The organism is Lacrimispora brassicae (assembly GCF_054772055.1).
In genome coordinates this window covers 213,341-237,271 of the sequence record NZ_BRYH01000048.1, presented here as the reverse complement: position 1 = coordinate 237,271, position 23,931 = coordinate 213,341, and the positions used below count along the sequence as shown (strand labels likewise).

Genomic DNA, 23,931 nt, shown 5'->3' with positions numbered 1-23,931 from the left:
TAACCAAGAAATAGGCACTTTCTAACCTTGAACCTTATTATACTAGTAAATATTAATGAACCCATCTATTTTTTCAATAATTGTTTCACTTACGTCCTTTATATTTGAATTTAATGAAGCAGAGGTTACAGCATCAACACCTGTGGTATTTGGATTCACCCTTTCCCCGCTTTGTGCTGTAAGCATTAAGAATTTATCAGACAAGTCATCTTGCTTTTTTCTGAAACTAAAAAGAGTTCTTTGTCGATTATCGCTTCATGGGGGTGATCGGCGCTCTTGATCAGGCGAATTTGAATGTGACCGGAAAAGTATCTGTATTAGGATTTGACGGGATCAGTATTTCACAAAAGGTGACACCCAATTTATCAACCATTAAGCAGCCAATTAAAATGATGGTTGAACATACTTTGGATAGATTTCAGAAAAAAGAAAAGGAAGAGAATATTGAAATAACATTGCCTTATAAGTTGGAGGAAGGTGGCACATGCAGAGAAAAACTCTGAATTGAAATGAAAAGCCAGGATTACAAGTTAAAATAAAGAATATGATGGAGGCCGCGGCATAAAGCAGAAATTGATGAGAAATGATTATTGGAGAAATATCGTGAGATATAAGGAACTTTCGGAACAACAGGCGGTTTCCTTAAACAGGAAATGGGCAGGAAGCCTTTTATCTACATAGTATTATTCTTCTTTGTTATAAATTTATAAAGGAATATAAAGGTGGTGATTCATAATGTTTTTGTTATGAACATACCCACCAATATATAATAAAAAGCATAACACCATGAAACATTAAAAGGCTGGTAAAAGCGGTATAGGAACTGCGCTTTGCCAGTCTTTTTTGATATCAGTAAGCTAAGACTATGGGGAGTATGAGAAGTGAGATTATTTGTCAACAGGTCCCTGATATTCCTGTAAACAGAAAATAACAGATATGAAGTACCGGCTATTTACCGTTTGCATTGTGCAATTGAACAATTACCTTAATCAATTTCAAATAAATGCATAAAGTACCCCTCTGCTAAATTGACAAAGTTATACCGCTGTTTTAAAATGACAACGTAAGACAAAACAGACAGAAAGAAGGTGGAGGTTATTCAAAAAGCCAATATGATGCAGATAGCCAAACACTGTGGAGTATCTTTAAAAACTGTGTCCAGAGTACTCAATCATCCGGAACAGGTTAGTCCGAAGACAAAGGAGATGGTCAGACAATCCATGGAGCAATGTGGATTTCAGGTGAATCTTTTGGCAAAGGGATTAAAACAGAACAGAACAAATATCATTATTGTATTTCTGGATAAGCACAACGGTGATTATATGAACTTATGGAGAAGTGAAATGTTAAAGCATTTATTTCGCTACTCCAGCAAGATTGGTTTGAAGATTATCGTGTCACCTTCGGATTATCATGGATTCAAAGAAGATGAAACCGATGGATTTAATCTTTTGTCCAGCGGCATTGCCGATGGGGCAATTCTTCTGGAATACATGGCTGGGGATCAGAGGATTAAGTATTTGAAACGAACGGGCACTCCTTATGTGGTATTGGGGCAGCCGAAGGAGCAGGATATTCCGGCGGTGAGTCTTGACAACTTTGATGTGGGCTTTAAGGGGGGAAGATATTTAAAGGAAAAGGGTTTTGAGAAAATCTGTTATTTGACCAATGACCAGAACATCTATTCCACAAAGCTGCGTGTGAAAGGGTTTCTGGAGGCGGTTCCCAAAGGCCGGATTATCTATGGGGTGAAGGACGCGAAAAGCGCTTATGAAAAGACAAAAGAGCTTCTAAGCCAGGAGGAGGTTGACTGTATTTTCACAAACGGAGACAACCGTTTTCTGGGAATCTATAAGGCGGCTTATGAATGTGGCAGAAAGATACCGGAGGATTTGGGCGTGTTATCCACCGATAATGGGCCGATTAATGAAGATGCCTGCCCGGCGTTGTCATCATTAGATCAGGATTTTAAAAAGCTGGCTCAAGAATGCATTACCATGCTCCAGTCTCTTCTTGAAAAACAACAAGCCCCAGAGCTGTCAATAAGCCCAGAACTGTCAAGGATTCAGAAATTGCCAAATGGTCATGAACTGCCGAAAACCCAGGTTCCACCAACCAACCAACAAATATTTCTGCCGTCAGCCGTTATAGAACGTGAGTCAACCCGCTGTGCCCGGTGCAGCAATGAAAAATTATAATAATGTGGAGGAAAACATGAGGAAGTTAGTTGCAGCAGCCCCGCGCGTGGCTGCCTTAAAGGAGTACGAAGATCGGCCCATCAACAGTAATGAGGTAAGAGTCAAGGTGGAATTTGCAGCCCCGAAACATGGAACGGAGCTGGCTGATTTCAGGGGAACAACACCATTTATCGACGGAAAGTTTGACGATGAATGGAAGGTCTTTGTGGAGCGGGATGAGGATGAGCCCCGGGGAATCCAATTCGGTGATTTACCCATTGGGAATATGTTTGTCGGGACTGTCATAGAGACCGGCACTGATGTTACCGATTATCAGGCAGGAGACCGGGTGTGCTCTTATGGACCGGTTAAGGAAACGCAGATTGTCAATGCGGTGGACAACTATAAGCTGAGAAAGATGAGCAAAGACGCTTCGGCAAAGAATGCTGTCTGCTACGATCCGGCTCAGTTTGCACTTGGCGGGATTCGGGATGCCAATGTCCGTGCCGGCGATCATGTGGTAGTAATCGGATTGGGTGCCATCGGTCAGATCGCAGTTCAGTTGGCAAAGAAATCAGGGGCCTCTGTCGTCATTGCAGTAGATCCCATTGAAAAGAGAAGGGCAATTGCCGTCCGTCACGGCGCTGATTTCTGCCTTGATCCGGCGGTCTGTGATGTGGGGTATGAAATAAAGCGCCTTACGGGAAAGCTGGGGGCAGATGGGATTCTGGAAACCAGCGGGAGCATGCAGGCGCTGCAGTCTGCCTTAAAAGGGCTGGCCTATGGCGGAACTATTGCCTATGTGGCCTTTGCAAAGCCGTTTCCGGCCGGTTTATGGCTGGGGCAGGAAGCACACTATAATTACGGTAAAATAGTTTTTTCAAGAGCATGCAGTGAACCCAACCCGGATTATCCCCGGTGGAACAGGAAGAGAATTGAAGACGTGGTCTGGGAGATGCTGATGAGCGGATATCTGGATTGCTCCGATATTATTGACCCAATTGTGGACTTTGAGCATTCTGCGGAGGGAATCAGCAATTATATGGACAGGGAACCGGAAAAAAGTATCAAGCTGGGCATAACATTCGGAGGTGAAGCATGATGCTGTTGGGAACACAGGATAGAGACTTTTTCCCCCGGGAATTAACCGAGAAATTTAAGTTCATGAAATCCATTGGCTTTGAATGCTTTGAGGCAGATGGGAAAGTGCTGATGGAGCAGGTGGACAATATCAAACGTGCCATTGATGCATCAGGGCTTCCGGTATCCAGCGCATGCGGCGGATACCGCGGCTGGATAGGTGATTTTATAGAAGAGCGGAGGCTGAACGGAATCGCTGATTTAAAAGTGATTATCCGTAACTTAAAGGAAGTGGGAGGAACCGGTGTCGTGGTTCCCGCTGCCTGGGGAATGTTTACATACCGCCTGCCGCCGATGGTTTCCCCGAGAAGTCAGGAAGGTGACAGGAAAGTCATAATAGATTCCTTAAAACAACTGGATGAGGTGGCTGCCAAATGTGGCATATATATTTATTTGGAGCCGTTAAACCGCTATCAGGATCACATGTTAAATACAACTGCGGATGGGGTGTCCATCATTGACGAAGGAAAGTTCTGTATGGTGAAGATTACAGGGGACTTCTACCACATGTCAATTGAGGAGGATGAGATCTCAGAGACACTGGAGAAATATAAGGACTATATCGGCCATATCCATATCGCCGAAAATCACAGATATCAGCCAGGCAGCGGAAGTATTGATTTTAAGCGGCACATGGAGACCTTAAAACGGATTGGCTATGACGGAGCCGTTGTAAATGAGGGAAGAATCCGTGGAGAAAACCCGTTAAAGGCGTATGAGGATTCCATCGCTTATATGAAACAGTTCATGTAGGCAGAGCGGAGCAGACTATGAAAGAATTAAGAGTAGCAATCATCGGAGCCGGGCAGGTGGCCCGGACCTCCCATATCAATCATTATCAGAGCATAGACGGAGTGGAGGTCGCAGCAGTCTGTGATGTCAATGGGGAAGCTGCCAGTCTGACGGCAAAAGAATTTGGGATTGCCGGCTGGTATGACGATGTCCATGCCATGCTTCAGGAAGTACGGCCGGATGCGGTCAGCATCTGTGTACCCAATAAGTATCATTGTGAGATGACCTGCTTAGCTTTGGAGCATGGCTGCCATGTCCTGTGTGAAAAACCGCCGGCAGTAACGGTGGAAGAGGCGGAACTGATGAGGGATCAGGCACAGCAGTGGGGCAAAATTCTGACCTATGGATTTCACTTCCGTCATGGGGAGCGGATCGCTTTTTTGAAAAAAAAGATCGAAGACGGTGAGCTGGGTTCCATATACGCGGGAGATGTGACATGGATGCGCCGGCGCGGGATTCCTGGCTGGGGAAACTTTACAAACAAAGATCTGCAAGGCGGCGGGCCGTTAATTGATATCGGGGCACACTTTCTGGATCTGGCCGCTTATCTGATGGATTATCCGGCGATTGATTATGTCTGTGCGACAGCATCAGACCGAATCGGAAAAAAAGGCGGTACCGGGCTTATGGGAAGCTGGAATGGTGAACGGTACGAAGTGGAGGATGGGTTGTTTGGCTTCATTAAGTTTGCAAATGGCAGTTCCCTTCATGTCAGAACTTCATTTGCGGTCCATATTGCAGAAAAAGAAAAACGGAATCTCCGGCTTTATGGGGATAAGATGGGCCTAAGCGTCTTTCCGATGGAGCTGTATGGGGATGAAAAGGGGCAGCAGGAGAACAAGTCGTATCCCTTTGACGAAGTACGTGACTGGCATTATGACAGTATCAAAAATTTTGCGGAAAGCTGCATGGGCAATGCCCGGATATTGGTGACAGCCCAACAGGCCGTCTATGTGCAGCGGCTGATTACCGGATTATACCGCTCGGCCGAGACGGGGAAACCGATTATATATGGGACTTAAAAACAGTGCAACGGCTATTTAGGTGTCAGGGCTTCGTTTGAGACAAAACAGGCGGAGGAATCCAGAGCTGCCTTTCCTGGAAAGTGAGAGAGTACATGTATCAGAGTTATCTGAACACAGAGGTTGCGCAGAAAATTGCAGATGGGATTATGAAGATAATTCCCTATAATATAAACATTACGGATACCAACGGAGTCATCCTGGCCAGCGGTGATAAGAGCAGGCTTGGGGCCCTCCATCAGGGTGCACTGACCGCATTGAAGCGGAAGGAATCTCATGTGGTATATGAGAAGACTTTGACAGAGCACAAAGGCGTCAGCCTGCCCATTATTTATAACAACAGTATCCTTGGGGTCATTGCCATTTACGGAGAAGTGGAAGAAGTGATGCCAATTGGACAGATCTGCCTGTCGATTGCGGTGCTGATGATCGAAAACCGCCTGCTTAACGATATGACATCCATCAAAGAGAACCGTTTGAAAGATTTTCTTTATGAGTGGATTGGTTTGAGCAAAGAACAGTATAATGATGCATTTTATGAGCAGGCCGCCTATCTGGGAATCAATTTAAAGGTATCCCGGACCGCAGTCATCATAACCAGCGGACGGATCCGCTACAGTATTATTGAAACAATAAAAAGCCGCTTATCAGCGGGAGAATACATCGTCCGTCAGGGAATGGATGAATTTCTGATTCTTTTCCGGTCGGATAAAGGACTGGAGTCAAAACTGGAAAAGGTCATGGACATCAGCAAGGACCTGGAATATTGCTATGTGGGCGAACCGGATGTGATTGCCAGCAGGACAACAAACTCGGTAATGCAGACATTTCATATTGCCAGAACATTAAATATCCGCAGGCGGATTTTATGCTACCATGAGGTGGCCTTGGAATGTCTCTTAAATAATATTGAAATGACTAAGGAGCTGGAAGAAATCATTCATCTGCTGGAGGAACAGGACAAAGACGGGGTATTAAGAGAGACCATTTCCGCCTATGTAGAGGATAATGACAATTATTCCCAAATCTGCAAGAAGCTTCATATTCACCGCAATACCTTAAATTACCGCCTGGCAAAGATTGAGGAGCTGTTAAACAAAAATCCCCGGCGCGCCAAGGATTTAATTATGCTTTATATTGCGGCAATAAAGATGAGGAGCGGAAAATAGCGCTTATTGGGATTTGACTGTGCAGATGCACAACTGTGGTGTGTGAGTTTGGTCCCGTTCACATTGCCCGGCGGATAGGCGGATGCTATGATTATGAATAACCATAAATAACCGCAAATAGTAAAGGAGAGGGTACAATGAAAAAAAATTTATTAAAGAGATTAGCAGCAATTGGTCTTGCAATGGTTACGGCTGCCGGCGGGGCAGGATGCGGATCAAAGCCGGCGGAAACGAAGACTCCGGATTCATCTGCGTCATCCCAGGCGCCATCAGTTGTGGAAACCACGGATACAAACGTGAAAACAGGCGGTGATGTTTTAAAGATTACATACAGCGGTACACCGGAAATTCATGAAAAGCAGTATCTGATGGATTCTTTCTTCAAGAAATTTGAGGAAGAAAATAATTGTAAAGTAGAAGTGGATTTTGTTGCTCAGGCAGATGCCATAAAGAAGGTCCAGACAGAACAGGATGGCAAGAATTATATTACCGATGTCATTTATGCGGACACGGCCAATATGGCGCCCTATGTCAATGGCGGCTGGATGCAGGATATCACGGATTTAGTTAACAATACAGGTTCTACCTATACAAAGATGTTTGACAAGACAACCAATAAGGACGGTGTCCGTTACTTTGTACCCATGAGCTTTGACGTGTATGTTATCTGTGCCAATAAAAAAGCGCTGGAGTACCTTCCTGACGGACTGACAGAGGAAGACGTTGTTTCCGGTATTACCTGGGAGCAGTACGCGGACTGGGCGGTGGCTATTGCCGCCGGTGAAGGGGAAGGGAAAACCATGATGCCGGCTAATTTAACCGGTTCCCAGTTGCTGTATCCCATGGGAGGCATGAGCCTGGCTTATGGCGGCGGATTCCCGGAATTCACTTCAGAAGGATTTAAAAAGGCCCTTGGCATCGTTGCCGAGATTGCGGCCGGAGACGGTTTCTACGCGGAGCAGGATCAGTATACGGCGCCTACCGATCCGTTAAATAGCGGTGACGTATGGCTGACTTTTGCCCATATGGCTCCGGTCGGCGCAAGCTATAACGCATCACCCAACAACTATGTGATCGGTGCAGCGCCTAAGGGCAGCGAAGGTGCTGGTTCAACCTCCGGAGCATGGTGCTACGGTATTGCCCAGGGAGCTCCGAATCAGGAACTGGCAGAAAAGTTTATCAGCTATGTGGCCGATCCGGAAGTGAATTATGATTTCTGTTCCAACTATGGCGGTTCCTTAAGCCCCATTGAAGAGGTGGGCGATATTCTGGATTCCAGCGATGTTGTCATGAGAGCCGGTATTGAAATGCTGAAGACGACCATTGTTACAGGTGTTCCGGCAACAGAGTATTCGGACTGGAATGCGGTAAAACTGCTTTACGGCGATATTTTTAATGATATATTAAAGAATCAGGCGGTCCCGGGAGATGATTTCCTTGCGGATGTCCAGAGTAAGCTGGAAGCATTAAAGAACTAATTGTATTGTGAAAGCCTGGGACGGTGCGGGCCGGGTTCCGCAAAATAGTCCCGGGCTTTTAGTAAAAGCAGGCAGCATGTTCTGTCTGCAAAGAAATGGGGAGATTTATTTGAATGAGAATGACAGGAAACAGACTTTAAGGAAGCCGGTACTCAGTAAAAAGAGCATTCCCTACCTGCTCTTGCTTCCGGCGTTCCTCTTTTATGCAGTGTTCTGGCTGCTTCCCGTACTTTCAGGAGTGAAGGAAGTATTTACTGATTTTGAAGGTAATTTCACGCTTTTGGGCAATTTTAAGCTGATGGCTCAATCGGAGCTGATCGGGCCGGCAATTTTTAACACCGCGACCTTTGCGGCGATATCTGTTGTGCTTCAATATCTTTTGGCGATGCTTCTGGCAGTACTTCTGTCAAGGAAGTTTAAAGGGGCCAAGCTTCTGATGTTTGTATCCATGATTCCCATGGCAATCACCCCGACTGCAGTAGCGATCCTCTGGAAAACGGGACTTGTGAGGGATGGCTGGATTAACACGGTTTTAATAGGACTGAACCTGATTGAGAAGCCAATTGTATTCATGGGTGCCAATGGATTGTCTGCGGTATTCCTGGTGATTCTGATTGATACCTGGACCGTTACGCCGTCCGTTATGATCATTCTGGTCGCCGGACTCCAGGGTATCCAAAGAGAACTGAAGGAGGCGGCTTATCTCTTCGGTGCCGGTAAGTGGCAGATCTTTAAGGATATTGTGATTCCGATTTTAAAGCCTTCCATCACCACCTCGATCATCATGAGGCTGATCGCTGCGATTCAGGTCTGGGCGATTGCAGTTATGGTTCTGGGTTACGGCAAGGTACCGTTTTTGGTGGAACGGGTAGCTTTCTATGTTGAAGTGGTACCGGGTGTTAATACCAGCCAGAAGCTGGCCTTCACGTTATCATTTCTGACAACCATTGTAGTGCTGTGTGCAACGGTGATCTATCTCAGGGTTTCCAAAGGCGGAACAAAGGAGGCGGTGAGATGATGGACAAATTAAATATCGTACAAAAAACGGTTCTGGCGCTGATTCTGGCGACTATGTTTCTTTTTGTGGCAGTTCCGATTCTGGCGTTTACAACGGTGGCATTCTCCAGTTCCGTGGATATGACGGAGTTTCCCAAGAGGCTGATGCCAAAGTCCGATTTGACAGTAAAGGTGGCTCCAACCCCAGAGGGTGAGTTTGAAATCTTCTATGACAGCGGCGATGGGTATGAATCCATTATCACGACGAAAAAGGCATCCAAGCTGGAGGCTCATTTTACCAGACAGTATGCAGTTACGGTTTCCGGTGAGAAGCTTCTGGAAGATTTTCACCAGACCCTGACCAATGGTCCCATGGAATTCACTTATCACAAGGACTTGTTCTATAATTTCAAAACGTTTTTCAGCATTGTGCCCAATGCGGTTCCAGCCCTGAAAAACAGCATTATCGTTTCCCTGTATACAATTTTGATTTCCCTGGGAATCGGAAGCCTGGCAGGCTTTGCCATGGCGCGTTTTAACTTTAAATTCAAGGAACAGATTAACGTCTCGCTTTTGATTGTAAGGATGTTTCCGGTTGTGGGAATCAGTATCCCCATGGCAATGCTCCTCATTAACTTTGGACTCTTTGATACCAGGATCGGTCTGGCCCTTCTGTATTCGGTGCCCAATATCGCACTGACGGCGTGGATTACCAACAGTATTTTTATGGGCATTAACAAAGAACTGGAAGAAGCATCCATGATTTTTGGTGCCAGCAGTGTGCAGACATTTGCCAAAATCACGCTGCCCTTAGCCTTTCCGGCCTTGGCTGCAAGCTCAATGTATTCGTTTTTAACCGCCTGGAATGACACCATTTCCGCGCTGATCCTGACGAATAAAAATCAGACTTTGTCCCTGGTTGTCTACAAGGCCATCGGCACCACGTCAAGCGGCATTCAGTACGCTGCGGCGGGAAGTATCGTGTTGATTCTTCCAGCACTGGTATTTACCTTTATTGTGAGAAAATATATCGGGCAAATGTGGGGCGGAGTTGAATTATAGGAGGAAATGTATGAGCTATTTGGAGATAAAAGATTTACAGAAGCGGTATACGAAGGATGGTCCCCTGATTGTTAACAAGATGAATTTATCCATTGGCAAGGGGGAGTTTATCGTTTTCCTGGGACCGTCGGGCTGCGGCAAGACCACCACCATCCGGATGATCTCAGGACTTGAGGATATCAGCGGCGGAGAAATACTGATTGATGGGGAAAATGTGATCGGCAAAAAGCCAAAGGACCGTGGGGTATCGATGATTTTCCAGAGCTATGCGATCTGGCCCCACATGACAGTGTTTGAGAATATTGCTTATCCGCTCAAGCTTCAGAAGGTGCCAAAGGATGAGATAAAAAAACGGGTGACGGCAGCGGCGGAAGCAACGGATATCGTGGGCCTGCTAAACCGTTATCCGGCCCAGATGTCCGGCGGTCAAAGACAGCGGGTGGCGGTCTCCCGGGCAATCGTGGTAAAGCCTAAAATCTTCCTGATGGATGAGCCCCTGTCCAACCTGGATGCAAAACTCCGGGTATCCATGAGGACAGAACTTAAAAACATTCATATTCAGCAGAATTCAACCAGCATTTTCGTGACTCATGACCAGTCTGAGGCAATGAGCCTTGCCGACCGGATTGTGGTTATGTACAAAGGAAACATTGAACAGATTGGGACGCCCATGGAGGTTTATCAGGACAGTGCAACAAAGTTTGTGGCAGAATTTATCGGAACACCGCCCACAAACTTTTTCAGGACCAAGATTGAAAAGGCGGGGGATGAGTTGATTGCAGTCAGTCAGGATATCCGATATCAGGTACCGGATTCCCTTTGGGCGGCGCTTCTGCCATACACCGGAAAAGAAGTGGATATGGGTGTAAGACCGGAATATATTGATTTATCATTTTCCCGGGAAAAGGTGAAGGGCTATCTGTGTGATGCCACCATTGATTTTGTGGAGCCTCAGGGATCCCATGGGATTTTGATTACAAAAATCGGTGACGGTGAAGTGAAAATTCACACCACTGTGTATATGGAGATGGCACCAAAGACAAAGGTGGCGTTAAATGTAAAGGATGACAAGGTGATGTTCTTTGATTGTGAGACGACCCTGCGCATCCGGTAACAGTGTCCTTGATTAAGGAAACGGTTATCAGGAATTTTATTTATAATAAATTATGTGGAGATAGAATATGGACAGTATAAAAGCACATTTACAAAACCTATATCCCGATTGTCACGAGGAGTTGGAAGGACGGATCCAAAGGTTAATAGAACACTGGAAACCGGAGATGAAAGATACATATCCCTGGGTAGATAAAGGGGATGTCATGCTGATTACTTATGGTGACGGCATAAAAAGAGACGGGCAGGCACCTCTTGCCACCCTCCGGGAATTCCTGGAGGATGAACTTTCCCATACTGTGACAGCGGTTCATTTACTGCCCATGTTTCCCTATACATCGGATGATGGATTTTCCGTAGTCGATTTCAGAGAAGTGAATCCAGAACTGGGAGATTGGTGTGATATAGAGAAGCTGCGAGAAAATTACGACCTGATGTTTGATGGAGTTATTAACCATGTATCAAAATCCAGCCATTACTTTAAGGAATATGGGGCGGGAAATCCCCGATATAAAGACTTCTTTATCGAAGCGGATCCTGCAGGAGATTACAGTTCGGTTATCCGGCCCAGGGCCTTGCCGCTGCTGACGGAGTTTGAGACTTCCATGGGCCGCAAATATCTCTGGACCACCTTTAGTGAGGATCAGCTTGATTTGAATTATAAGGATCCGGAAGTACTGATGGAAATCCTGGATGTTATTCTGCTTTATGCGGCCCAAGGAGCCAGATTTATCCGGTTTGATGCCATTGGCTTTGCCTGGAAGGAGCCTGGTACCACCTGCATGCATTTGCCCCAGACCCATGAACTGATCAAGCTGATGCGGTGTGTCGTAGAAGCCTGTGTCAAAGGCTGCACCATTATTACGGAGACAAATGTGCCCCACCAGGAGAATATCAGCTATTTCGGCAATGGATACGATGAAGCCGGCCTTGTTTATCAGTTTCCGCTGCCTCCGCTGACTCTTTACTCTTATTTAAGCGGGAATGCCGGGCATCTGACAGACTGGGCTGCAGGGCTGGAGCCGACCACGGAAGCGACTTCATATTTTAATTTCCTGGCTTCTCACGACGGGATTGGCATGCGGCCCGTAGAGGATCTGCTGAGCGAAAAGGAACGGCAGTTCATGGTAAGGGAAGTGCTGGCCCGGGGCGGTCAGATCGGCTATCGCGCCTTGGCTGACGGAAGTGAGGTTCCTTACGAATTAAATATCAATTACCTGGATGCCGTAGCCGGAGACGAAACAAATCCGGAGCGGAGGGTACAGAAATTTCTCGGTTCCCAGTGCATCCTGCTGTCAGTTATGGGTATGCCAGCCATTTATTATCACAGTCTTTTAGGATCAGGAAACTGTTATAAGGAATATGAGGAATCAGGAATCAAGAGGAGAATCAACCGGGAAAAGCTGAATGCGGACCGGCTGAAGGAAGAACTTGCGGATCCTGATTCTGTAAGAAGCAGAGTTCTTTCCGGCTACCGGAAGATGTTGGCTGTCCGGAAACAGGAGGACGCATTTTCTCCCAACAGCCCACAAAAGGTACTCAGGCTCCATGACCGGGTTTTCTCATTGTTGAGGGGAACTGCCGGGAATCAGGTTCTGGTGCTTGTCAATGTATCACCGGAACAGGTGGAATTAAGGACCGGAATGGACGGGACCGGACTGCTTTCAGAAAAAAGAATGAATCAGAAGATCACGCTGGAACCATATGAATACGTATGGTTAAAGCGAAACAGCGAAAGGGCATAAATAAGGAGCAGGCGGTTATGGACAGGAATTATGATTTTTTAGAATCCCTTGAGCGGGGATTGTACTTTGAAAAAAAAGAATATGATGGGGTTCCTTATGGGAAGTATGACGAAGTAAAAGATCAGCTCCCTGAGCCCCTTATATCGATTCATCCGGAATGGATGGAATGTTACCGGTATGCAGTCCGTGTACTGTATTCCAATATCCATAAGCCGGCCGAGGGCAGCGGCTTTGTCAGCAATTTTGTGGATGCGGCGTTTAACCGTGATATTTTTTTGTGGGATACGGTTTTTATGACGATGTTCTGCAACCTTCTCCATCCCTATGTGCCGGGAATCTGTTCCCTGGACAATTTTTACTGCAAGCAGTTTGATGACGGGGAGATTCCCAGGGAAATGGTGCGGGATACCGGCAAGGATTTTCTTTTGTGGATAAATGCTTTTGACAGCCCTCTTTATTCCTATTTTCAGAACCATTACGGTTTTCGGGTGCTCAAAGATTTGGGAACCCTGCCTTATGAGGATATGTATAAGCCGAATATGGGCCGGATTATTGAAAGGAAGCCCTATCTGACCCTGGATAATCTCAATCACCCGCTTTTGGCTTTTGCGGAATGGGAGAGCTACTGCCATACCAGGGATGCCCAGCGGCTTTACCTGGTGCTGGAGTCATTGTACCGTTATCATGAAGCGCTGAAATACCACCTGCGCCACCAAAATGGACTGTACGTTACGGACTGGGCCAGTATGGACAATTCACCGCGAAATAAACATTTGGGCCTGGCGGTGGATACTAGCTGTGAAATGGTGATGTTTGCCGGTAATCTGGTTGACATTATGGACGAACTGGTAAAGAAGGGATACGAGGTTCCGGAATATGAGAAACGGCGTGAAGCACTTGTCAAAGACCGGACAAAACTGATTGAAAAAATCAACTATTATATGTGGAATGAGCATGATGGCTTTTATTATGACATCACCTTTGGAGAGCGGCAGACAAGAATCAAGACAATTGCCGGATTCTTTCCGCTGGTATCTGGTGTGGCGGATGAGAAGCAGGGAAAACGCCTGATTGAATGGCTGGAGGATAAGGAGACATTTAACCGTATTCACCGGATCCCGGTTCTGGCTGCCGATGAAGAAGGATATGATCCCAGAGGCGGATACTGGCGGGGTTCTGTCTGGGCGCCAACCAATGCGCTGGTTATGTGCGGCCTGGAAAAACACGGCTTCCATAAGCTGGCAAAGGATATTGCAATTAACCATCTGGATGTTATCGCCAGAGTATATCAGCAGACCGGGACGATCTGGGAGAATTATCCGCCTGATGAGATTTCCAGCGGGGATTCTGACAACAAGGATTTTGTCGGCTGGTCAGGACTGGGGCCAATTCTTTACTTAATCCAGTATGCCGTCGGTCTGTCCCTGGACCGGAATGAAACAGAGACAACAGTGCGCTGGGAGATTTCTGAAAATCTCGTCAAAGGCGGGGCACTGGGCTGTAAGCGGTATTGGTTTGCCGGAAAGACAGCAGATTTTGAAGCAAAGGACATGGGCGGTTCTCTCAATGTGTCCATTCATACGGAGGACTGCTTTAAGCTGAACCTGATTTATCAGGGGGCACAGCATTCTGTCACCGTACAGGGAGATATGAAATTGACATTTTAACGGAGGAGCCCGAAATGCCTATGATCCGGAAACCATTATTTAAAGCGGCGGCGTGATGCAGGCACAGGACCTGATTCTGCCGGCATTAAAAGCGCAGGTGGACCGGAGGCGTGGACACCATGGAGACCGGTATCCTGGAAGGTGGCAGAGAATCCGGACCGTTCCGTTTTTCTGGGGCTTTTGGCCTGGCTGGATGAAAGGAACCGGACACCGGGAGAAAGGAGACAGGATGAAGAAGCTAGTGATATACGGGGATAGTATTTCCACAATTAATCATGGCAAAGGCGGATATGAGGGAATGCTGAAGCAGGCTCTGGCACTGGCGGAAATCAGTAATTTCTCCATTGGTTCCAGCGGTCTGACAAGAGTGACACCGAAATGCATGCTGGAAGTACTTGAACAGCAGCAGATCCCGGAGGATGCGGATCTGTTTTTGATCTGGCATGGCAGCAATGACTGGTACTGGGGAAGTTCCATGGAGGAATTTTCCGCTGCCATAAGAATTGCCGTGGACAGACTGCGTGCCGCGGCTCCTGGGGCCCTCCTTGCCTGGGTAACACCGATATACCGCCTTGAACAGCCGGCTGGCATTGCGAAAGTGGGAGAAGCCTATGATTTGCCGAATAAAGTGGGCTGCACGATGCTGGATTATTATGAGGAGCTGGAGCACTCCGCCATAAAGCTGGGATTTCCGCTCATCGATATGCGGCGGTTATGCGGAATCCATCGTGATAATGCCCAGATGTATCTGGAAGACAAAGTCCATCCCAATCATGACGGATATGTGAGGATTGGGGCGGTTCTGGAGCGTGAGATCCGGAGGATCCTGCTATGAGAATAGGTTGTGTGATGGCTGATGACTTTATTAAGGATAAACAGTATGCCGCCGGGGGCCTGAGAGCGGCCGTTAACTATGCGGTCGAAACCGGCTGCCAATATGTTAAGCTGGGAAGTGGAACTTATATCCTTGATGATTATGAAACAATTGATACTCCGTCCATTGCCCATGATGACGGCTGCGGCGATATACGCAGCAAGGATTGTTTTCTTTATCTTTCGGGAGCTGCAGGGTTGACAATCGGCGGAACATGTGGGGCGGACGGTGAGCCGGCAACGGTTTTGGCGGGACGGCATGGGACGGAAGCCCAGATCCTGATGCCGGCTGTTTTGTGGGCGGAAGACTGCCGGGATCTAAAGCTTGAACATATTGCGGTGACAAGAATACCGGAGACGGCCAGTGCCGGAGTGGTGACGGGGGTTTCCGGGGATGAGGTGGAAATCAGAACTTTTGAAGGTTTTCCTTGTGAAGACGGGATGGCCGCATACTGCATGAATCGTTTTGATATTAAAGAACGCCGCTTGATGGGGGAAAGTCTGACCTTTGGTTTTGGATATGACCGGCGTTTTAAGAAAACCGGTGCCAGGCTGCTTAGTCTTAAGGATGGGGAGTTGTCCGGAAAGGTGAAACCGGGGGAAGGACTTTCCTGGCACCAGTCAGGCCGCACGGATTTTCAACTTTTTTTTGGAGGCTGTGATAATCTGTGTCTGTGGAATGTGCGAGTCTGTAATACAAATGGTTTTGCCATATTGACAGAGAACTGCCGGAATATAACCGCAAGGCGTCTGGTTATAAAGCCGGCTGGAAACCAGTTCTTTACCGGTCCCAGGGATGGCTGGAAGATCTACCGCTGCGGCGGTGACATATTGTTGGAGCAGTGTCATGTGGAAGGAGTCCGGATGGATGGCCAGAATGTGCACAGCAATTTTATGCAGGTGGAGAAACGGATTGGCGATCATGAACTGATTTGTACTTGCAAATATGCACCGGTACCATTGCGTCTTCCTGCCGCAGTCGGTATTTATCATGAGCTGGAAATGTCCGAATTCCGCCTTGAGAGCTGGGAATTTGCCGGCGGTTTTGAGGAAAGCAGCCTTCAATCTCAGGAGGAGACGGCAGGAACCGCCGTGGCGGGGACTGTCAATCAGGTAACGCGGTATCGTTTGGTGTTACAGGATGCATTGCCTGATTTTGTCGTATCCGGAAGCCTGCTTCATGCACTGTGCTGGGAACCGGATTCCTATGAGTGCAGGGACAGCGTATTTAAAAACATTGCCGGTGCCGGCCATCTGCTGCGGTGCCGGAATGTGAAAATCCGGGGCTGCTGCTATGAAAATCTGATGAACGCGGGAATCTTAATCGGAGCGGAGTTCAGTACCCATTGTGAAGGCGGTCACGGAGAGAATATCACCATAGAGGACTGCAGTTTTATAAACTGCGGATATAAACCCAGGTATGGTCCCTACGGAATGGGTGGAATCGCGGTGAAGTCCCAGGGATTTTCCGGTCCATACAACCGTAATATCCAAATATCCGGCTGCCGGTTTGAGGCCTGCGACCAGGGAATTGAACTGCATGATGCAGGCGGAGTGACGATGACGGATCTGAAGTTTATTGGGGTGAAGAATCCTTTCGTAATCGAAGACAAGACTGTGGAAGGAATCGTTATAAATGGAGCGGAGACATCCTAGATCACAGAAAGCATAAGGGAGAGAACGGATATGCCAGGTTGTGGAAATTACAATAAATATCCGGTTATTGCAATGCCGGGCCCGGTTGGCCATGTATATTCAGGGACAGAGGCGATCACTGCGGAATTAAAGCAGCATGTGAATAAGAATGATTTTATGATGGTATTCGACTGCTATCCGGGAGTAAATGACGAGGAAATGCTGCAGGTTGTCAAGCTTCATGCCCTGCTGGTTTGATGAAGAGATGATCCGACCATTATGCGGAGACCTTCATTCTGCCGGCAAGCCTTGGTAAATGCCTCATGCATGTCGGGAAGGGGCAGAAGACCGGATTGATCCATGGGTATGTGGGATAAGATAAGCCAATCCATTTAAGTATTTCTTCCGAATGACGGACTTTGTAAACAACTCGAAGTTGGGTCTGTTGACAAAGTCCATAAAATATTTTCCGATTGAATATGGTTTAATAATTATTCACTCTTTCAAGAATACAATAATCCTGATATAATATTAGCAATAGAAATCAGGGGTATCCCGGTAACCAGCTTGTGTTATGATGTATGGATAGTATTTGTATTAGGAGGTGGAATGAACATGGCGCAGTTGTTATTTGAAACAAGAGCGGATTTTAGAAATTGGTTAATTCAAAACAGCGAATCAAGTGATGGAATTTGGTTGGTGTTTGGTAAAAAAGCAAGTGTAAAAACGCTCAAAGCGAACGAAGCACTGGAAGAAGCATTATGCTTTGGCTGGATTGACGGTCAAATGCAAAGTATTGATGAAGCGAGCTACCTAAAATATTTTGCCCAAAGGCGAAAAGAGAGCAAATGGTCCGATAAGAATAAAGAAATTGTAAGTAAGCTTGAATCCATCGGCTTGATGACTGATTATGGGCGGGCTAAAGTCGAGGAAGCTAAAAAGAATGGAATGTGGGATGCTCCAAAGCCAAAGCCTATATCAGATGTTCAAATTGAATTATTGACTGTAAAATTGAAAGATTATGAACCCGCATTTTCAAATTTTATGGCCATGTCTCCTTCCGTAAAAAGAAACTATACTGGCTTATATCTTGATGCAAAATCTGATGAGGCAAAACAAAGACGATTTGAAAAAATCGTATCACGATTGAATCAAAATCTTAAACCTATGTAATGTACTTAATAAGCATACTGTGGTGCGGCGATGTTTTTTCTTTGGTTTGTCTTCTCCGCTTAATAGTATACCGTTCATATGCTGGCATGCGCCACCAAACAACAATGGCTATGCTCCTGATTACCATCTGAATATTATATCACGATGAAAAAAGAAGGGTATGGGAAGAAGGAAGTTTTCCCGTATGAATACAGGAATTGGTCTGGAACATATCAAAAAAAGGCTTTCAACGCGTAAGCGGGGAATGCCTTTTTTTGATATAGCTTAAAACTTAAAGAGGTATGAAAAAGAGCAAACCAAACATAAAAAAGAGCAAAAAACGGCCAATAAATAAATGCTATATTAATATCAGAAGTCAGCAGTATTGTTTGAGACAAAGGAAAGGGAGAAAGAACTATGGGGGCAATCCAATTAAAGGATGTGACAAAAAAGTTTGGAAATGATGTTGTAATCCATAATCTTAATCTGGAGATTGAAGACGGTTCCTTTACCGTCCTTGTAGGTCCGTCAGGCTGTGGGAAATCCACGACCCTGCGTATGATAACAGGCCTGGATGAACCAACTTCGGGAGACATTTTCATTGACAGCCAAAAAATCAATGATTTAACACCTGGTAAGCGGGACATTGCTATGGTATTCCAAAATTACGCATTGTATCCCACAATGACTGTAAAGGAAAACATCGAGTTTGGCCTGGAGAACAAAAGGGTGCCTAAGGAAGAACGGCAGAAGCGCGTAAAAGATATATGTGAGATAGTGGGGTTGACGGAATATCTGGACAGAAAGCCTTCCACACTTTCGGGCGGACAGCGGCAGAGGGTTGCCCTTGCCAGGGCAATGGTAAAGCAGCCAAAGGTTTTCCTTATGGATGAACCGCTGTCTAACCTGGATGCAAAACTCCGGGGGCAGATGAGGGTAGAGTTAATCAGCCTGCATAAAAAGCTGGGAACCACCTTTGTCTATGTGACCCACGACCAGGTGGAGGCTATGTCCATGGCAGATGACATTGTGCTTATGAAGGACGGGTATATAGTCCAGCAGTCCAATCCCCGTGAGCTGTATCAGAACCCTAATTGTATCTATGCGGCCCAGTTTATAGGAACCCCACAGATGAATATTATAAACAATGTGCTTCCTGACGGCATGCAGCTTGGTTTCAGACCGGAAAAATTGTATTTACAAAAGGTTGAGGAAGATCACATTACTATACAGGCAGAGGTAGTGACTAAGGAGATGCTGGGGGCAGAGACAATCTATTCTTTAAAAAGTACTTATGGAGTTTTAATGGCAAAATCCCAGTATGAAGTAGATGATGACAGTTGCTTAAGTCTATGGGTACCGTTTTCTGACATGTATCTGTTTAATAACCAGGGCTGCAGAATGGCTTTGGGAGAGGCCGAGAAACCCATGATAAGAAAAACCTTTGGCAGGGAGGAGGGATAGGCTTTGGACCGGAAGAATATCAGTATAAGTGAAAAAAAGGACCGCATTCTTGGTTTTGTGACAGTGGTTCCGGCTATGGCTCTTCTGTTTACATTTACCGTATATCCAGTGTTTTATCTGATTTATTATTCACTGTTTTCAGGGAGTCTCATATCCTCAAAGAAAGCATTTGTGGGATTGGATAATTATAAAGAATTGTGGGTGTCTGAGACGTTTCATAAGGTCCTGAGCAATACAATCCTGTATACGGTGCTGTTTGTGGGCCTGACAATGGTGTTGGCGGTCATCATAGCTGTATGGCTGAATGGTTCAAAGCACAGAAAACTGAACAGTGCAGTAGAGGGCTTTATATTTACCCCCCATGTCATTTCCATGGTATCAGTGTCTATTGTATTTTTATGGCTGATGGATCCGGATACAGGATTCCTGAATATGGTCATTACCAAGCTGGGATTTTCAAAATTTCCATTCCTGTCCAGTCCTGCAACATCTATGTTTTCACTGGTGCTTGTGATGGTGTGGAAAAGTGTGGGATATTATGTCCTTTTGATCATGGCGGCGCTACAGACTGTTCCTTCCAGTATATATGAGGCGGCAGAATTGGATGATGCTCCCCCAATGCGCACATTCTTTAAGATTACGCTTCCTATGATTTCACCAACCATCCTGTTTACCTCAGTGGTGGCCTCCATTGCCTCCTTTAAGATTTTTGATTCAGTTAACGTTATGACCCAGGGAGGGCCGGTGGATTCTACCAATACTTTGGTTTATTATATTTATTCCTTTGCCTTCCGTTACGGAAAACCTGGAATGGCATGTGGGGCCGGTGTGGTTCTGTTGGTTTTAGTCTGCATTATGACCTATGTGCAGTTTGGCATTGGTAAGAAAAAGGTTCATTATCAGTAATGGGGAGGGAGATATCATGGAAGAAAGCATTTCAAGCATTGTATTAAGAAAAACGGGACGCATGTTAAATGTGTGCCTGAAGCTATTCATCATTGTAGTTATTGCATTCCCTTTTTACTGGATGGTCAGTACTTCCTTAAAAGATTATACAGAGGCGCTCCAGTTTCCGCCTACCTTGTTTCCGAAGACAGTGCACTGGGAAAACTACACCCATATTTTTGAGATTGTACCCATTGCATTGTACTTTCGCAACTCAGTAATTGTCAGCCTGATGGTCCTGGTACTGCAATATCTGATTATAGTTCCGGCTGCATACAGCTTTGCAAGACATGAGTATTTTGGTAAAAACCTGTTTTTTGGCATTGTGCTGCTGGGTCTGATGATTCCACAGCAGATAACCTTCCTGCCGGTCTATTTTATGTTTAGCAAAATGAAATTGCTGAAAACATTTATCCCACTGATACTGCCTTTTATATCCAATCCATTTGGTATATTCATGCTGCGGCAGTATTTCATGCAGATCCCCCAGGAGGTAATTGAGGCGGCCAGGCTGGATGATGCCAGTAATATGAAAATCATGTTCAAGGTAATGATGCCTATGGCAAAACCGGCACTGATAACCATAGGACTTTTGTCCTTTATTTCAACATGGAACAGTTATTTCTGGCCGTTGATCATGACATCCAGTGAAACCTTCCGAACGCTGCCTGTAGGAATTGCTGCACTTAAATCATCTGAGACACTCCAGATGTGGCATATCATCATGGCAGGCAATGTGGTATTGGTGATCCCTATCCTCCTTGTGTATATGTTTGCCAGCAAGAAGATCAGAAATTCTTTTGTATACTCAGGGATTAAATAATTGTGGGGAAAGAAGGAGAATGAGTTGGAAAAGAAATTATTTGTTATATCCGTTGATTCGCTGTTCTTTGATGATGTACAATGGTTAACAGATTGTCCGAATCTCTATGGAATTTATCAAAGGGGCTCAGTGGTGCAGAGGATGATGTCCACCTACCCTGCCATGACTTATGTAGCACATTCTACTATGATGACCGGATGCCATGAGGAGATCCATGGGATTTATCATAATGAAAAAGTAGAGGTGGGAGTAGAACATCCTGCATGGCACTGGTACAGGAGGGAGCTGGGCACAGATACTGTTTTTGATGCTGCAAAAAGAGGCGGGTATACCATATCAGTCATAAACTGGCCGGTGACCGGAGCAGATCCCAGCATTGATTATCTGATTCCTGAGATATGGTCAGACGGGCCTGGAGGAGATTCCAGGCCAAGGTTCCTGACCGTATGTTCCCAGGGAATGGATAAATTGTATGACAAGTACCGGCATATGCTGCGCTGGAAATATCAGCCGGAGCTGGACGATTTCGGGGTGGCCTGCTTAAAGGATATTATAAGGGAATATGAACCGGATGTCATAATGCTTCACCTTTCCTATCTGGACCATGCAAGGCATAGCTATGGGGGATTTGCTCCGGAGGCAAAGAACGCTCTTATGGAGTGTGACCGGAAAATTGGGGAACTGATGGATATTTTGCAGGCAAAAGGCTTGTTAGGACAATATAATATCTGCGTTATGGGTGATCATGGCCATCTGCCTGTCAGGCAGGTTTTCAATCCTAATGTCCTGCTGGCCCAACAGGGGCTTATCCGCTTAGATGGGGAAGGCCGGGTAATGGATTATGAATGCTGTATTCACTCAGCCGGTCTTTCGGCTCATGTGGTGTTAAAAAATCCGGAAAATCAGAAAATAAGAGAACAGGTGGAAGCTCTGCTTAGAACCTGGATGGAAAAAGAAGAGTATGGCTGTGAACAGATATTTGACAAGACACAGATGGAAAAACTGCATTTGAGGGGACCATTCCACTATGTAATTGAAGGGCGGGCAGGTACTTCCTTTGGAAATAAATGTACAGGCCCTGTATTTTGTCCGACGGATAATTCGGATTATAAATTGTCTGTTTCAGCCCATGGTCACCTGCCTCAGAAAGGCCCACAGCCTATTTTCTTTGCAGCCGGTCCGGATATCAGGGAAAATGTTGTGATGGAACGCGGCAGTCTGATTGATGAAGCACCTACTTTTGCAGCTATTTTGGGGGTAGAAATGCCCTGGGCCCAGGGAAAGCCAATGAAAGAAATCCTTAAACAGGATTATAATAATGAGGAGGAATAGGACGATATGAGGAAAAAGGCAGCAATGTTATTGGCAGCAGGAATGGCGGCAGTTTTATTGGCAGGATGCAGCTCCGGTGAGCGGACAGAGACCACCCAGGCACCAGGAACAGCCGTAAAGCAGGCTGGAGCGGATGCACCGGCCGGAGGAGAGAAGGTAACTATTGAATTTTGGCATTGCATGGGTTCTTCTAATGGAGAGCTGATTCAGAAGATCGTGGATTCCTTCAATGAATCCCAGGATAAGGTTTTTGTCAAGGCTGTCCATCAGGGGTCCTATACAGATGCAGGAACCAAGATGCAGGCTGCCCTTGCAGCAGGCGAAGCGCCTGTACTGGCTCAAATGGAGATTGGTATGCTGGGAATCTTTGCTGATGCAGAACAACTGGTGGACCTGGAGAAATTTGTGAACGCCGAAGGGTATGATATCGGGGACTTTATGCCAGGACTGTTAGATGCATCTTACTACAATGATGCATTAGTAGCACTTCCTCACTCCAGAAGCGTTCCTGTCTTATATTATAACAAGGACCGGTTTAAGGCAGCCGGACTGGATGAGAACCAGCCGCCGGTTACCTGGAAAGAGTTAAAGGAATATTCCAAAAAACTGACTGCTGATGGTACATACGGCTATTCCTGTCCGCTGGACCAGTGGTATTATATGTCTCTTGTCATGAATTCAGGAGGAACCATTTTCAATGAGCAGGCCGACGGAATCGGGTTTGCAGGAGAAAGCGGGACAAAGCCTCTTTACCTGTGGAAGGAAATGATTGCAGACGGGATCATGCATGTACCGTCAGGACAGGACTATAACTCGTCGGAAGCCTGCAGGAATGCATTTGCAGGCGGTACTGCAGCCATGATTATGCAGAGCAGCGCACAGCTAAAAGGGCTGGAAAAGACCTGCCAGTTTCCGGTGGGAGCAGGGCCGATTCCTAAGGATTCTACCCTTTCATACCCGGCAGGCGGCTCGAATCTGTTAATGTTTAAGGGACATACTGAGGAAGAAGAGGCAGCCGGATGGGAGTTTTTAAAGTTCATGACAGATACGGAAAATGCTTTAAAGTGGGCAAATGGTACAGGATATCTTCCTACCAGGAAAAGCTGTATGGAATCTGATACATATAAAAAGATGATAGAAGAAGACCCCAACCTGCAGATTATTGTTGACCAGGTAGAATACAGCACTTATAAGACACCATTTATACCACAATATCAGGAGGCCAAGGAAATATTTGCAAATGAAATTCAGAAGTGCATTCTGGAGGATAATTACACGCCTGAACAGGCGGTGGAAGCCATGAAAGAAAGAGTAAAAAAGCTATTCTGATATAGGTTCTGTTAAAA

General features: G+C 46.1%; 22 protein-coding genes. 21 read left to right on the top strand and 1 reads right to left on the bottom strand.

From position 1 onward, the window contains the following. Positions 1-42 precede the first annotated feature (42 nt). Entirely contained in the window at positions 43-204 is a 162-nt protein-coding gene (locus ACYVD3_RS22090) for a hypothetical protein (protein WP_460644659.1), read from the bottom strand. A 53-nt stretch (positions 205-257) separates the two neighbouring features. Between ACYVD3_RS22090 and ACYVD3_RS22085 the strand changes: the two genes are divergently transcribed. The 21 genes from ACYVD3_RS22085 (at position 258) to ACYVD3_RS21985 (ending at position 23,914) form a co-directional block, all read left to right on the top strand. After that, entirely contained in the window at positions 258-503 is a 246-nt protein-coding gene (locus ACYVD3_RS22085) for a substrate-binding domain-containing protein (RefSeq protein ID WP_460644658.1), read from the top strand. 609 nt (positions 504-1,112) lie between these two features. Next, positions 1,113-2,198 carry a LacI family DNA-binding transcriptional regulator gene (locus ACYVD3_RS22080; RefSeq protein ID WP_460644719.1) on the top strand — a complete coding sequence of 362 codons (1,086 nt, stop codon included), beginning with the start codon at positions 1,113-1,115 and terminating at the stop codon, positions 2,196-2,198. A gap of 16 nt (positions 2,199-2,214) precedes the next feature. Further along, positions 2,215-3,279, top strand: coding sequence for a zinc-dependent alcohol dehydrogenase (locus ACYVD3_RS22075; RefSeq protein ID WP_460644657.1), 1,065 nt, complete (start codon positions 2,215-2,217; stop codon positions 3,277-3,279). After that, a complete protein-coding gene (locus ACYVD3_RS22070; protein WP_460644656.1) occupies positions 3,276-4,070 on the top strand; it encodes a sugar phosphate isomerase/epimerase family protein in 795 nt (264 codons plus the stop codon). Before ACYVD3_RS22075 ends, ACYVD3_RS22070 begins: the two co-directional genes overlap by 4 nt. 17 nt (positions 4,071-4,087) lie before the next feature. Then, positions 4,088-5,131 (top strand): Gfo/Idh/MocA family protein, encoded by a 1,044-nt coding sequence (locus tag ACYVD3_RS22065; protein ID WP_460644655.1) that lies wholly within the window; start codon positions 4,088-4,090, stop codon positions 5,129-5,131. A gap of 95 nt (positions 5,132-5,226) precedes the next feature. Next, a complete protein-coding gene (locus ACYVD3_RS22060) occupies positions 5,227-6,300 on the top strand; it encodes a CdaR family transcriptional regulator (RefSeq protein ID WP_460644654.1) in 1,074 nt (357 codons plus the stop codon). 137 nt (positions 6,301-6,437) lie between these two features. Beyond that, positions 6,438-7,778: an ABC transporter substrate-binding protein gene (locus ACYVD3_RS22055; RefSeq protein WP_460644653.1), complete on the top strand. Its 1,341-nt coding sequence runs from the start codon at positions 6,438-6,440 to the stop codon at positions 7,776-7,778. 109 nt (positions 7,779-7,887) lie between these two features. Then, positions 7,888-8,796 carry a carbohydrate ABC transporter permease gene (locus ACYVD3_RS22050; RefSeq protein ID WP_460644652.1) on the top strand — a complete coding sequence of 303 codons (909 nt, stop codon included), beginning with the start codon at positions 7,888-7,890 and terminating at the stop codon, positions 8,794-8,796. Beyond that, complete coding sequence (locus ACYVD3_RS22045) at positions 8,793-9,836, top strand: carbohydrate ABC transporter permease (protein WP_460644651.1); 1,044 nt, start codon at positions 8,793-8,795, stop codon at positions 9,834-9,836. Before ACYVD3_RS22050 ends, ACYVD3_RS22045 begins: the two co-directional genes overlap by 4 nt. Before the next feature lie 10 nt (positions 9,837-9,846). Continuing rightward, positions 9,847-10,950: an ABC transporter ATP-binding protein gene (locus ACYVD3_RS22040; RefSeq protein WP_460644650.1), complete on the top strand. Its 1,104-nt coding sequence runs from the start codon at positions 9,847-9,849 to the stop codon at positions 10,948-10,950. A 67-nt stretch (positions 10,951-11,017) separates the two neighbouring features. Further along, positions 11,018-12,694 (top strand): alpha-amylase family glycosyl hydrolase, encoded by a 1,677-nt coding sequence (locus tag ACYVD3_RS22035; RefSeq protein WP_460644649.1) that lies wholly within the window; start codon positions 11,018-11,020, stop codon positions 12,692-12,694. Positions 12,695-12,711: 17 nt separating this feature from the next. Beyond that, positions 12,712-14,361: an MGH1-like glycoside hydrolase domain-containing protein gene (locus tag ACYVD3_RS22030; protein ID WP_460644648.1), complete on the top strand. Its 1,650-nt coding sequence runs from the start codon at positions 12,712-12,714 to the stop codon at positions 14,359-14,361. Positions 14,362-14,416: 55 nt separating this feature from the next. Next, the gene (locus ACYVD3_RS22025) at positions 14,417-15,196 is read left to right on the top strand and encodes an SGNH/GDSL hydrolase family protein (RefSeq protein WP_460644647.1); all 780 of its coding nucleotides are present in this window, start codon (positions 14,417-14,419) and stop codon (positions 15,194-15,196) included. Further along, the gene (locus ACYVD3_RS22020; RefSeq protein WP_460644646.1) at positions 15,193-16,890 is read left to right on the top strand and encodes a right-handed parallel beta-helix repeat-containing protein; all 1,698 of its coding nucleotides are present in this window, start codon (positions 15,193-15,195) and stop codon (positions 16,888-16,890) included. Before ACYVD3_RS22025 ends, ACYVD3_RS22020 begins: the two co-directional genes overlap by 4 nt. A gap of 30 nt (positions 16,891-16,920) precedes the next feature. After that, positions 16,921-17,127: a hypothetical protein gene (locus tag ACYVD3_RS22015; protein WP_460644645.1), complete on the top strand. Its 207-nt coding sequence runs from the start codon at positions 16,921-16,923 to the stop codon at positions 17,125-17,127. A 357-nt stretch (positions 17,128-17,484) separates the two neighbouring features. Beyond that, on the top strand, positions 17,485-18,042 hold the full coding sequence (locus ACYVD3_RS22010) for a YdeI/OmpD-associated family protein (RefSeq protein WP_460644644.1): 558 nt from the start codon (positions 17,485-17,487) through the stop codon (positions 18,040-18,042). A gap of 396 nt (positions 18,043-18,438) precedes the next feature. Further along, positions 18,439-19,485: an ABC transporter ATP-binding protein gene (locus tag ACYVD3_RS22005; protein WP_460644643.1), complete on the top strand. Its 1,047-nt coding sequence runs from the start codon at positions 18,439-18,441 to the stop codon at positions 19,483-19,485. A 3-nt stretch (positions 19,486-19,488) separates the two neighbouring features. Further along, positions 19,489-20,391 (top strand): carbohydrate ABC transporter permease, encoded by a 903-nt coding sequence (locus ACYVD3_RS22000; protein ID WP_460644642.1) that lies wholly within the window; start codon positions 19,489-19,491, stop codon positions 20,389-20,391. A 16-nt stretch (positions 20,392-20,407) separates the two neighbouring features. Then, positions 20,408-21,253: a carbohydrate ABC transporter permease gene (locus ACYVD3_RS21995; protein ID WP_460644641.1), complete on the top strand. Its 846-nt coding sequence runs from the start codon at positions 20,408-20,410 to the stop codon at positions 21,251-21,253. A gap of 24 nt (positions 21,254-21,277) precedes the next feature. Further along, entirely contained in the window at positions 21,278-22,585 is a 1,308-nt protein-coding gene (locus ACYVD3_RS21990; protein ID WP_460644640.1) for an alkaline phosphatase family protein, read from the top strand. 6 nt (positions 22,586-22,591) lie between these two features. After that, positions 22,592-23,914, top strand: coding sequence for an ABC transporter substrate-binding protein (locus ACYVD3_RS21985; RefSeq protein ID WP_460644639.1), 1,323 nt, complete (start codon positions 22,592-22,594; stop codon positions 23,912-23,914). The last annotated feature ends 17 nt before the right edge of the window (positions 23,915-23,931 follow it).

What these genes read in the sequence shown, in the direction of transcription:
- ACYVD3_RS22005 (WP_460644643.1), top strand. Translation starts at nt 18,439, where the DNA reads ATGGGGGCAATCCAATTAAAGGATGTGACAAAAAAGTTTGGAAATGAT.
- ACYVD3_RS22040 (WP_460644650.1), top strand. Translation starts at nt 9,847, where the DNA reads ATGAGCTATTTGGAGATAAAAGATTTACAGAAGCGGTATACGAAGGAT.
- ACYVD3_RS22065 (WP_460644655.1), top strand. Translation starts at nt 4,088, where the DNA reads ATGAAAGAATTAAGAGTAGCAATCATCGGAGCCGGGCAGGTGGCCCGG.
- ACYVD3_RS22015 (WP_460644645.1), top strand. Translation starts at nt 16,921, where the DNA reads ATGCCAGGTTGTGGAAATTACAATAAATATCCGGTTATTGCAATGCCG.
- ACYVD3_RS22045 (WP_460644651.1), top strand. Translation starts at nt 8,793, where the DNA reads ATGATGGACAAATTAAATATCGTACAAAAAACGGTTCTGGCGCTGATT.
- ACYVD3_RS22060 (WP_460644654.1), top strand. Translation starts at nt 5,227, where the DNA reads ATGTATCAGAGTTATCTGAACACAGAGGTTGCGCAGAAAATTGCAGAT.
- ACYVD3_RS22020 (WP_460644646.1), top strand. Translation starts at nt 15,193, where the DNA reads ATGAGAATAGGTTGTGTGATGGCTGATGACTTTATTAAGGATAAACAG.
- ACYVD3_RS22055 (WP_460644653.1), top strand. Translation starts at nt 6,438, where the DNA reads ATGAAAAAAAATTTATTAAAGAGATTAGCAGCAATTGGTCTTGCAATG.
- ACYVD3_RS22030 (WP_460644648.1), top strand. Translation starts at nt 12,712, where the DNA reads ATGGACAGGAATTATGATTTTTTAGAATCCCTTGAGCGGGGATTGTAC.
- ACYVD3_RS21995 (WP_460644641.1), top strand. Translation starts at nt 20,408, where the DNA reads ATGGAAGAAAGCATTTCAAGCATTGTATTAAGAAAAACGGGACGCATG.
- ACYVD3_RS22035 (WP_460644649.1), top strand. Translation starts at nt 11,018, where the DNA reads ATGGACAGTATAAAAGCACATTTACAAAACCTATATCCCGATTGTCAC.
- ACYVD3_RS22080 (WP_460644719.1), top strand. Translation starts at nt 1,113, where the DNA reads ATGATGCAGATAGCCAAACACTGTGGAGTATCTTTAAAAACTGTGTCC.
- ACYVD3_RS22010 (WP_460644644.1), top strand. Translation starts at nt 17,485, where the DNA reads ATGGCGCAGTTGTTATTTGAAACAAGAGCGGATTTTAGAAATTGGTTA.
- ACYVD3_RS22085 (WP_460644658.1), top strand. Translation starts at nt 258, where the DNA reads ATGGGGGTGATCGGCGCTCTTGATCAGGCGAATTTGAATGTGACCGGA.
- ACYVD3_RS21985 (WP_460644639.1), top strand. Translation starts at nt 22,592, where the DNA reads ATGAGGAAAAAGGCAGCAATGTTATTGGCAGCAGGAATGGCGGCAGTT.
- ACYVD3_RS22025 (WP_460644647.1), top strand. Translation starts at nt 14,417, where the DNA reads ATGCAGGCACAGGACCTGATTCTGCCGGCATTAAAAGCGCAGGTGGAC.
- ACYVD3_RS22070 (WP_460644656.1), top strand. Translation starts at nt 3,276, where the DNA reads ATGATGCTGTTGGGAACACAGGATAGAGACTTTTTCCCCCGGGAATTA.
- ACYVD3_RS22075 (WP_460644657.1), top strand. Translation starts at nt 2,215, where the DNA reads ATGAGGAAGTTAGTTGCAGCAGCCCCGCGCGTGGCTGCCTTAAAGGAG.